General features: G+C 38.3%; 2 protein-coding genes and 1 pseudogene. 2 read left to right on the top strand and 1 reads right to left on the bottom strand.

Annotated features, from left to right (window positions below):
• The first annotated feature begins 627 nt into the window (after positions 1-627).
• Positions 628-888: a DUF5062 family protein gene (locus VSA01S_RS19490; RefSeq protein ID WP_039983990.1), complete on the top strand. Its 261-nt coding sequence runs from the start codon at positions 628-630 to the stop codon at positions 886-888.
• A 291-nt stretch (positions 889-1,179) separates the two neighbouring features.
• Positions 1,180-1,323: pseudogene (locus VSA01S_RS19485) on the top strand (IS6 family transposase); the annotation flags it as partial.
• Between the two features lie 16 nt (positions 1,324-1,339).
• On the opposite strand, the gene VSA01S_RS19480 reads toward VSA01S_RS19485, so the two are convergent.
• Positions 1,340-2,467, bottom strand: a 1,128-nt coding sequence (locus VSA01S_RS19480; protein ID WP_147052777.1) for a VopS family T3SS effector adenosine monophosphate-protein transferase, incomplete at its 5' end; no start/stop codon positions are given.

Below are 2,467 nucleotides of genomic sequence, written 5' to 3'. Positions count from 1 at the left end.
AGCTTTGGAGTGAAGTAATAGGGCATGTTTGCTGGTCTGTTTCGATTGAAGTTTCTTTGATTGCAACCTTGGCCTATTTCTCTAAGCCAATTTTTGGTCACTGGTATAAATCAAACTAACTTTCTCTACGACAAGCTTTTGGAGGTTATGGAAAGATTTTACATAATGTAAACATTGAATACATGTTCTGATGTTTAAAGGCTCCATCTTCCTCCGGAAGTTATTACTAAAGTGATACACAACCATCTTGCATGTAAGCTCTGATTCTCTATGAAAGTTACATGGTAACAAAGTTCAAAAGGCTCAGAACGAAAATACATGATTGAGTACACCTTGAAGTAGGGGATATTCAACATACCGCAATTCAACGTAAGGTAAATAATGTGCGCTAGTTTATATGTAATGGAGATAATAAGGATGAGGAACACTATCATCAACGAGGTATTAAAACTAAATGAGGTGCTTTAAAATAGGCACTTCAGAAACCCCTTCAGTTCTTGAAAAAAAACATGATTTAGTCAGTTACTTGGCAATTTCACAAAATCTTGTCAGTATGCGAGTTTACTCATACGTAATCACTCACATTTTCTGTATGCTTATTAAAGGTGAAAAAAGAGGATTCTATTAATGTCAAAAAACTCCAAGCTTCATAATGAAGATAAACTGGTTAAAAAGGCACTGGAAATTGCTGGGAAGATGGCAAAGATGCAGGGCTTTGATCTTCCACAGTCACCACAACCGACTAGAGTGAAGGCGATCTACCTATTTTTGGTCGATGCCAAACAAATCACACCACTACCAGAGAGCAAACTCGATGGTGCAAATATTAAACACAGACTCGCTATTTGGATTCATAATGTGTTGCCAGATAATGATCCTCTAAAATAGCCATTATCATCCAATCATTACTGTCGTTCACTATCAAGGCAAACTTAATTGTTAGCCCTTTCGATCTTAAGTTTATGAGTGGCTTAGAGTTGATCTGCACTCGAACTTACTCATGAAATGAGGTGCTAAGGTGAGCACCTCAGAAACATCTTCAATTTTTACAATAAGTCCTACGTTTAACTTTTATTGATAAATAAACTAACCAAATGAATAGAATCAAAAGCCCTAGATAAAAGGAAAAACGACAGTTACTTCTGAGGTGCTCCGATGGGTATATCACTTTATGATGGGCATGGCACTATCACGATGAGTTACACCAACCTCAGTGATATGTTGTCCAAACGTGGTGTATTCGTAAATTGCACCACGATTTATCGTTGGTTTATTCACTATGCTCCCATTCTCCATAAGAAGTTACGTCGTTACCAAATTACTCTCATTTTATGGATATTTATCTAATTCCGTGTAAGTTTTTTTCCGCTGGAATCGAAAGAGGAGTAAATGAATTATTTCTTAATTCAGTGATGGCATATAATGTACGCCCCATGCGGCCATTACCGTCTACAAAGCCATGGTAACCGATAACACTAGCAAGTAGGTTTTTGCCTAAATCTTTATCTGCCACAGAGTTTTCTTTTAAATAAAACTCAACATGTTGTTTAAGCATAGCTTCACCACCGATGCTTGAAGGCAACGGGATTTCAGAGAGACTTGGCGCTCGCCAATCTTTATCAATATTTGGTACCAATCGAGCGTGAAGCTCTTTTAGATTAACCATGTTTAGCAGATCTTTACCATTTGTTGCGTATTCTTTCAAAAGTGATGCTATATTTGCCATATCATTTCCTTTCGAGTTTGAAGCATGAGTTATCCACGCTGCTGCGCGTTCGATATTATCGGTTGTGCCGATTTTATTAAATGTTTCTTCAACTAGTGAGTCAGAATAGATTTCAGAGCTTAAGTCTTTGTGCACTAAGGCCTCAATATGTATTTGTGCCGATTTTATGTTCCTAACATCATATTTAAAAAGAACAACTAAATCTGAGCCAACATTCGGGTCATTCATTGCTTTCACAGCCATAGCACCGCCGATGAAGTCTTTCACGACACGACCAGCTAACGCCTTTGTTGCATCTTCACCAATTTGTGCTTTTAAATTCCTGGCATGCTCCGTATCTAGCAGCACTTCTGACACCGCACGCTCAGCCAGTTGGTTAAGTTCATCGCTGTTGGATTTAATAGTTTGAGTATCAAGTCGACCAAAGGCATTCAACACATCGCTGGGCGTTTTCAGACCAGCATCTTTAAAAAACATCTGGCCATGCTTAACTGAAGAATGGGTTTGCAAACGTTGAGTTTGGCCAAATTCATTATCAAACACCGATTTGGTAATCGCTTTCGCTACGGAGTCTAAGTTGCTCTCTCTATATAGCTTGCCAACACCATCAAAAAATCGACCGATCATGTTATTAGTTGGCTCTGAGCGAATAAACTGTTGAGTATCTGCATCAATCCTATATTCATTACCACCGACATTAAGTTTTCCTTCACGTAGTATGTCATTTCGTGCTTGCGGAAC

The organism is Vibrio sagamiensis NBRC 104589 (assembly GCF_007990935.1).
Taxonomy (GTDB): domain Bacteria; phylum Pseudomonadota; class Gammaproteobacteria; order Enterobacterales; family Vibrionaceae; genus Vibrio; species Vibrio sagamiensis.
Note: the sequence above shows the minus strand (reverse complement) of the source record. Positions and strands in the feature narration are given on the sequence as shown.